The 8,079-nt window shown below is 68.8% G+C and carries 6 protein-coding genes and 2 pseudogenes; 3 read left to right on the forward strand and 5 right to left on the reverse strand.

Annotated elements, in window-relative coordinates:
• Positions 1–51: 51 nt before the first annotated feature.
• Complete coding sequence (locus tag AOK18_RS17950; RefSeq protein WP_055695038.1) at positions 52–951, reverse strand: S1 family peptidase; 900 nt, start codon at positions 949–951, stop codon at positions 52–54.
• 1,640 nt (positions 952–2,591) lie between these two features.
• Here AOK18_RS17950 and AOK18_RS31030 point away from each other — a divergent pair.
• Positions 2,592–3,737: pseudogene (locus AOK18_RS31030) on the forward strand (IS3 family transposase); the annotation flags it as partial.
• A 77-nt stretch (positions 3,738–3,814) separates the two neighbouring features.
• Here AOK18_RS31030 and AOK18_RS35405 read toward each other — a convergent pair.
• The 3 genes and pseudogenes from AOK18_RS35405 to AOK18_RS17965 all read right to left on the reverse strand — a co-directional run.
• Positions 3,815–3,928: pseudogene (locus AOK18_RS35405) on the reverse strand (DUF4158 domain-containing protein); the annotation flags it as partial.
• Between the two features lie 229 nt (positions 3,929–4,157).
• Positions 4,158–4,955, reverse strand: a complete 798-nt coding sequence (locus AOK18_RS17960; RefSeq protein ID WP_055695039.1) for an alpha/beta fold hydrolase — start codon at positions 4,953–4,955, stop codon at positions 4,158–4,160.
• 89 nt (positions 4,956–5,044) lie between these two features.
• Entirely contained in the window at positions 5,045–6,217 is a 1,173-nt protein-coding gene (locus tag AOK18_RS17965; RefSeq protein WP_240503222.1) for an MFS transporter, read from the reverse strand.
• Positions 6,218–6,398: 181 nt separating this feature from the next.
• Here AOK18_RS17965 and AOK18_RS17970 point away from each other — a divergent pair, with 181 nt between their 5' ends.
• Positions 6,399–6,971: a TetR-like C-terminal domain-containing protein gene (locus AOK18_RS17970; RefSeq protein ID WP_055695041.1), complete on the forward strand. Its 573-nt coding sequence runs from the start codon at positions 6,399–6,401 to the stop codon at positions 6,969–6,971.
• Positions 6,972–6,979: 8 nt separating this feature from the next.
• Here AOK18_RS17970 and AOK18_RS17975 read toward each other — a convergent pair whose 3' ends face one another.
• Positions 6,980–7,282: an LLM class flavin-dependent oxidoreductase gene (locus AOK18_RS17975; RefSeq protein WP_055695042.1), complete on the reverse strand. Its 303-nt coding sequence runs from the start codon at positions 7,280–7,282 to the stop codon at positions 6,980–6,982.
• A gap of 439 nt (positions 7,283–7,721) precedes the next feature.
• On the opposite strand from AOK18_RS17975, the gene AOK18_RS17980 reads away from it, so the two are divergent.
• A complete protein-coding gene (locus AOK18_RS17980; RefSeq protein ID WP_055695043.1) occupies positions 7,722–8,018 on the forward strand; it encodes a hypothetical protein in 297 nt (98 codons plus the stop codon).
• Positions 8,019–8,079 lie beyond the last annotated feature (61 nt).

Here is an 8,079-nt window from a genome sequence, read left to right on the forward strand (position 1 = left end):
CGACGGACGGCGGCCTCCGGGGCCTGCCTGTGACGCGGTACTGCTGCGGGGTTAGAAGACGCTGAGGCCGTACAGGCTCAGCGGCCGGGTGACCGGCTCGTAGAACGTGGTGCCGCCGGTGGTGCAGTTGCCGCTGCCGCCGGAGAGCAGGCCGTAGGCGGTGTTGCCGGCAAAGAGCGGGCCGCCGCTGTCGCCGGGCTCGGCGCAGGCACTGGTCTGGATCGTGTTGTAGACCAGCTGGCCGTTGCCATAGTTGACGGTGGCGTTCAGGCCGGTGACGCTGCCGGTGCGGTAACCCGTAGTGCTGCCGGAGCGCTCGATGCGCGTCCCAACGGTCGGGCTGCCGGCGTTGATGATGTCGCGGTACGTGCCGTTGTACAGGTACACGCGGCCGTCGGATGCGGCAGGGTTGGAGTGCTGGATGACCCCGTGGTCGTAGGTCGGGAAGACGGTCTGGCCCGGCACCGCGGTGCCGATGCTCCAGCTGGACCGGCCGCTGGTGCAGTGTCCGGCGGTGAGCGCGAAGTTCGTGCCCGCGGAGTTGCGGACGTTGAAGCCGAGGGAGCAGCGGGCGCCGGAGGAGGTGATGGCCTCCCCGCCGGCGATCAGACGGCTGAACTTGCCCGGGGTGCGATTGATCTGCAGCGCCCCGGACTGCGCGCCGGCCGCCTTCCTGATTTTGTTGATCTCCGCCGCCGAGACCGTGCCGTCGGCGGTGACGACGACCTTGCCCGACGCCTTGTCGGTGTACCAGGCCGTGCCGCCGACGTCGGCGGTGAGCACCGCGTCGCCGACCCGGGCGAGCTGGGCCGCGGTGGGCTTCGCGTCCGCGGACGCCGACGCCATGGCGGTGGGGGTCACGAGCGCGGACACGGTCGCCAGGGCGGCGACGACGGTGGCGGCACGGGCTCCTCGAGAGGTGCCCGACGACAGGAACGTCTTGACCTTCACTTGTCCTCCGGTGGGGGGTGTGGGCCCGTTGGGTGTCCGGGCCCTTGGTTCATGTCTGCGGCAGTCCCGCGGACAGTGCGGGCGTCCTGGAGGTGCCGCATCGGTGGTTGAACCTTCGCCGTGATATGTCCCTGTCAGCAAGCGCCGCTTTCGGACGCTTCGGCGAGAGCCCCCGGGTGCGCAAGTTGGTTGGCAAGGAAAGGGCTCTTGCGGGATCCCGTCCGTAGGGTGAGACAACGGGAACCTGATGGGCCATTGGGTGATGGCCCGTCGGTCGTCCCGGATTCCGGCAAGGTCCCGGCGGTGCGGCGACCGGTGGACAACGCGCCATTCATCGCGGGGCACCGAACTCTCTGGCGCCGCCGGCTCCGCACGACGGTGTGGCTGCTCAGGTCGCCGCCGGCCCCGGGCGGGCGGTGCGGCCGCGCCGGGCCGCCGGAAATCATGGCCGATTCATGAAGATCAAGTGGAGTATTCCGGTATGTCGTGTGATGTGACGGGGGAGGTCGGGTCCATGCCGCGTCCCCCGTCCGTCGTCGGCGCCGGGACGGGAGGAAGGCCGCGCCGTCCCGCGCGTGTTGCGGCGGGAATGCTCGCGGCGGCTTTCCTGAGGCCGAACCCGTATGGGCGGATTGCCCCTTGCGGCGCCCAAGGCCGGTGGCCGGTTCGACATCGTCGGTCGAAAGGGCTTTCACTATGCCGCTCGGCGCCCGGCCTCTCCAGCCACCGGGCCCCCTCTGGTCTCGGGCGAACACCCGCGACGTCCCCTGCCGGACGCACTCCGCACGCCGAACCGAGCAGTCGCGCCACGGGCACAGCGCACTGCTCACCGCGGGCGGGGCGGGAGCGAGGGAGCGGCGGAGGCCGTTGTCGTCGTCTGCGTCGTGTGAGCGGCCTGTGTGGACGGGGCGCCGGCGACCACCGCGGCCGGCACCGTACGATGTCCGCCCAGCCCACGCCGGACGACGCGCGGCCTCCGGCGGGAGCGGCCCACGACCGGTCCCGACCCCACGCCCCGATGCCAGTGACGCCGCCTACGGTCCGCCCATGAGTGATGATCTGTTGCCGTTGCCGTCGATCAGTCACTTCGCGGTGTTGGAGCCAGTGGTGCGCCTCCTGGCCGGCGTTTCGCACAGCCGTACCGCCCGCACCGCCGGCTGCATAGCGCGGAACGGATGGAGCCTGCACGAGCGCGCTGAACAGACGCCGGCGGCCCGTCCCGCCGAGGAGGACTGGGAGCGGGCGGTGAAGCCGATCCAGCGGGCCCTGGCGGGCGGCGGAGTCGACAAGGTCCGCTTCACGGCGGAGGTACGGTCGACGGGAAGGACCACGGTTGGTCCGGTCTGGCCCTGCCCGGCGGTGGAGGAGGGCGCAGGGCGCCTTCTCGGGGTGCTGCTGCTGGTCGACGGCGTCCTTCCCGGTCCCTGGCGCTGCTGGAGCGCACGCTCCGCGAGCGGTTCCCCGGCGCCGCCGACACCACGGAGGAGGAGAAGATCGCCGCCGCCGAGGCCCGCCCGGGCGTCACGCTGCCCGACGAACTGAAGGTGCTCTATCGCGTGACACAGGCGTGACATGAAGCTTTCCCGTGATGCTGGACACCTGGAGACTGGGACGTGAGGTTCCAGAGGAAGTAGTGTCAGGTGGGAAGCAAGAGCAACCGCAGCGGGCGGTACTCGGAGGAGTTCAAGCGGGATGCGGTCGCGCCGGTCCGCTCCTCCGGCAGGACCGTCACCGAGGTGGCCCGGGAGCTTGGGGTCAGCGCCGAAGGGCTGCGGAACTGGGTCCGGCAGGACCGGGCCGACCGCCGTCAGGGGGCGCCGGGCGAGCTGATGACGGCCGAGCGGGAGGAACTGCGCCGACTGCGTCGGCAGAACCGTGAGCAGGCCGAGACGATCGAGGTGCTGCGAAAAGCGGCGGGTCTTCTTCGCGAAGGAGAGCGATCGATGACCGCGGTGTACGCGTTCATCGAGGCGGAGAAGACCACCCACACCGTCGCTGCGCTGTGCCGGTTACTGAACGTGGCCCGCTCCTCCTTCTACGCCTGGCAGGCGGCGGCGAACGCCCGCGCCGCACGGAAGGCGGCCGACGAAGCCCTCGCCCACGAGATCACCGTCATCCACGTCGCGTCCCGCCACACGTACGGCGTCCCGCGCATCCACGCCGAACTGCGGCGCCTGGGCCGGGCGGTGAACCGCAAACGCGTCGCCCGCGTCATGCGTGAACCTGGTATCCAGGGTGCCCACCGCCGTCGACGGCGCTCGCTGACCCGGCCGGATAAGAGGGCGAGACCGGCCCCGGACCTGATCGGCCGCGACTTCCACGCCGAGCGGCCGGGCACGAAGCTGGTCGGGGACATCACCTGCCTCCCCACCGCCGAGGGCTGGCTCTACCTCGCCTGCTGGCTGGACCTGGCCACCCGCGAGATCGTCGGATACGCGATGGCCGCCCATCACCGCGCCTCCCTCGTCGTCGACGCCCTGAGGATGGCCCATGGCCACGGCGGCCTGCAGCCGGGATGCATCACACACTCGGATCGCGGCAGTGAATACACATCAGAAGAATTCCGCAGTAAAATAAGCGAGTTGGTCCTGCGACAAAGCTGCGACCGCACCGGATCATGCTTCGACGACGCCGCCGCGGAGAGCTTCTGGGCCCTACTCAAGGAAGAGATCGGCACCCGCACCTGGCCCGACCGAGCCACCACCCGCGCCGAGGTCTTCGCCTTCATCGAGACGTTCCATAGCCGGCACCGCCTGCGCAAGCACAAGGTCTTCGGCTACCTCACCCCGGCCGAGACCAGGCAGCGCCACCAGCACACCCTCGCGGCACAGAGATCGAGTGTCCAAGAACACGGGGAAACTTCACCTGGCAGCAGCACCCGGTTCTTGCGCAGCCACGTCACCGCGTGGTTGAACAGTGCCACCGGCCCCTCGGCGTGCGTCCACGCCCGCCCGTACAGGAAACTGCGGAACTCACGCCCATCACGCCATCACGTTGCTGCGGGCCCTGCTCGTTATGGCGAACTGCGAAGTCCAGCGGTGACAAAGGATCACCGGACGACGATCACTCCGCCTGTCAGCGCGCGGACCGCTCGCCCGGCATGAGATCGGAGGGCGTCCGGTTCGGGCCCTACGCCGAGTTGTACGTGCTGCCTTTTCAGGGGCTCTTCCCTTACGTCAAGAAAGCCATGACCGACACGCTCGTGACTACTTGGTCACCACGCCGGCCAGAAGCTTCGCCGTGCCTTCGGGTGCCTCCACAGGGAAGTGGTGGCTGCCCAGATCGACGAGCACGAGGTCGTAGCGGTCCCCGTAGCGGTCGACCGCTTCTTGCGTCACCAGGTCACGTATCGCGAACACGGTGATCGGCTGTTGTGTCTCGCGTAGCGTCGCGTCCATGTCCCAGTGGACCAGCCCTTCGATGGAACGCAGACCCGCGGGCTGCCGCACCGCGGCCATCTTCTCGAAGTACGAATCCTTGAGGCCTGTGTCGGTTCCTGCCGGCGAACCTGCCTCGACGAGGGCCCGCACGCCTCCGGCGAAGTCCTCACGGAACATATGCAGCATCCCGTCGGTCTGTTCTTCGCTCAGCGCCGGGAACAGGGACAGGTAGTGCAGCGCGTCGAGTGCGACGACGTGCGAGACCGTGTCAGGGAGCAGTCGGCCGACTTCGACGGCGACCGCCCCGCCGAGGGAGTGCCCGGCCACGGTGCACGTGTCCACCGACTCGGCTTCCAGCACTGCCGCCACGTCGTGAGCGAACTCCTCCATGGTCCAGACGTTCCGCGTCGACCGTGACTCGCCATGCTCAGCGAGGTCGATCGCGAGAACGTGGTAGCCCTCGGGCAGATGGTCGGTCACCGCGTCGAAGTCGCTGCGGTCGCACGCCCACCCGTGGATGAGAGCCAGAGTCGGTCCTCCGGCCGGACCGCTGGCCGTGTACCGGATCGTCGTGTGGTCCGATCGCTGAACCTCAAGGTTTTTCCTCCTGCTTGCAGTGGTCACGGGGTCCCCTTGTCACGCATCGTGGAACGCTGTAATGGTCGGTGTGACGGAAATGGAGGTCGCTGGATCCTCTGTCGCCGGCTGGCGCCTCACCTGCACGTTGCCACGGCTCCACGGCGCTGCGCCCGTATCTGGTTCAGGCGCAGGACGAGGGCGGAGAAAGTGATCACCGAGATCGCCAGCGCGTAGATCACGGCGGCGATTCTCAGCCCCAGGGCGGTGACGGCGATTCCTCCGAGTACGGCGGGCACGCTGTTCCCGAGATAGCTGATGACGTTCGCCAGGGCGAAGACCGCACTGCGCTCGTGCGGCTTGGCGATCCGGGCGAAGGTGCCGAACGTCGCCAGCACCGATGCGCCGAAGCCGAGACCCGCGACGACGGTGCCGACAGCGGAAAGCCAGCCGAGGCCCTCCACCGTCCCGGCAAGCGATATCAGGGTGCCGAGCCCGAGCAGTGCGGACGAGGGGGCCAGCAGCGAGGACGCGGACCGGGAGCGAAGCAGGAAGATTGCGAGCGCTCCGGTGCCCGCCAAGAGTGTCACGACGACGCCGCCGACCAGATGGCTGTGCAGCCTCAACAACTCGGCCGCGACGGACGGGCCGAGCGAGAGGTACATCCCAGCCAGTGCCCAGGTGGCGATCATCGCCGGCACCAACGGGACGATGTCCGCGCGCAGGTGCCTTGGCATGGCGACCCGGGGGCGGAGGGAGGCGACGGCTCCCGGCCGACGGGGAGATGTCTCCGGCATGAGGGCGACGACCACCGCCGCCAGTACCATTCCGCCGAACAGCAGTGCGTAGACCAGCCGGGTCGGGGCGGGACCGAACTCCACCAGCACACCGGAGCCGAGAGCACCAAGAGCGAGCCCGGTCGGGGGAGCCACCGAGGTGACGACGCCTGCACGCCCGGGGGCATGCGGCGGCTCGAGATCGACAATGGCGGCACTCAGGGCGGGCGTCGCCACCCCAGTCGCGATGCCCTGCAGCACCCGGGCGGCGGACAGGACGAACACGTCCCCGGCCACATAGAACAGGACGAGCGCGACCATCTCCAGTCCGATCGCCAAGGCGAGCACCGGCCGACGGCCGAGATGGTCCGACAGCGAGCCGACGACGAGCAACGAGCCCAACAGGCCGACCACGTAGAGGGCGAAGACGACGGTCAGTACCCACGCCGTGAACTTCCATTGCTGCTGATAGATCACGTAGAGCGGAGAAGGTGCGCTGGAAGCGGCCAAGAAGAGGACAAAGGCAGCGGTCACGCAGGGGGAGGGATCCTTCCACCGTGCGCGTTGCGGACCGCCGACGAGCGGTACGGCGGTGCCGACAGACTCAACTGACATACGAGGTCCTCGCAGTGATCTTTGCGTTAGCGGCTTCAAGGTAACACAAAGGCAGCGATCGCTGCATTTAAAAGGCAATGATCAGTGCGATACTGATCGCATGTCCGCTACGACCTCCCCTCTGCCCCGCACCGGCAGCCGACCCGGCGGCCGGTCCGCCCGCATCCGCGCGGCTGTCCACCGCGCGGTCGAGGAACTACTCGCCGACGAGACCGGCGAACTGCTGACAATCCCGGTCGTGGCCGCCCGCGCGGGCGTGCACGCCACCACGGTCTACCGCCGTTGGGGCTCAGTGGGGGAACTGCTCACCGATGTCGCGACCAGCCGCTTCTCCGGCGACATAGTGGTCCCAGACACCGGAAGCCTCCGTGAGGACCTGGAACGCTACGCCTCCGACCTCGCCAAGGACCTCAACGACCCGGACACCCTCCCCCTCGTACGCGCCACCATCGGCACAGCCGGCGAACAAGGCGCCAGCGCATGCACCAGAGAGCGCAGGCAACAGCTCCAGGCCATACTCGAACGGGAACAGACCCGGGGCCATCAGACCCCGACCGTCGAACGCGTCATGGATGCCGTGCTCGCTCCCCTCTACTACAGGGCTGTCTTCACCGACCAGGCGCTCACCCCCGAATGGGCACGCACCCTCGTGTCACACCTGCTGCCGGACTGATGGAGTACTCAACACCACCAGTCGCAGACCGCCGAACACACCCGCTGGACGAGCGGATGCCGCAGCGCCGGAGTGAGCGCGGCGGTCCCCAGGGCGACGGCGCTCGTCACCGCGCCGACGGCGGGCAGCACCACCAGCGGGTCGAGCCGGGGACATGGCGTCAGAGAATCGCCCGTCCACAGCGAGCCGAAGCCCGGCCTTTCGGCCTGCCGGGCGAATCCGAGCAGGGGAGAGGCAGCGAAGCGGCCGAGGATCGCCTGTTCACGGGTCGGCAGCAGGACGCCGAACCGGGTCGGTGAGGGAACAGCCATCGCAGACCTCCCTGCTCGGGAGCACGAAAACCCTGCACCACGGAAACGCTCCCGAGGATCTCAACACCACCCCCTGACACCCGACTGACCCGCGCCTGAGAGGAATCCCGGCACCTCGTGCCGCGTCCCGCTGCGGCACCTCCGGGATGGCGACAGGCCGGGCGGTGTAGCGCGAATCAGCGCTTCTCTTCTCCTGGCGTCGCTGTCCGCGTCGCGCGGGGACGTTCGACATGCCGGTGAACGGCCGGTCGCCGTTACTGACTTCGGCGTATTAGAGTCCGTCCGGTCTGTCGAGGGTGAGGCCCGTCCCGGCGAGGAATCCGCTGAGGATGCGGTGCCGGTATTGAGCCCTTTTCAACCTCGCCAGGGGTACGGACGCGGTTCGTCCCCTGGTTGGGGCGGGCGAAGGCACTGGGGGCAGGATGATCTCGTGTCCACCATGGTTGTTGAGATCCACGTGCCGTTGCTGCCGACGCCCGACCTGCCGGACGGCTCCTACCCGTTTCCCTGGATCGAGGAGGTCGAGGACCTCCTGTCCGATCTCGAAGACCGAGGTGACGTGGAAGTCTTCGATGAGGGAGAGGAGGACGGGGACGTCTACGTCTTCTTCGTCACCGGAGCCAGTCAGGTGGATCTTCTGGCGGTGGCGTCCCGCGTAGCCACGCTGCCTGGGGTCCCGGCTGGAACCGTTGCGGTCGTCAGTACCGACGAGGCCGAGGAGTTCGGTCTGGGATGAGGGGTGGGTGTGGGCGTGGTGACGGCGCCGGCGGCGCCGGTGCCGTCACCACGCCCACACC

Source organism: Streptomyces prasinopilosus (assembly GCF_001419695.1).
In the GTDB taxonomy this organism is placed as follows: domain Bacteria; phylum Actinomycetota; class Actinomycetes; order Streptomycetales; family Streptomycetaceae; genus Streptomyces; species Streptomyces prasinopilosus.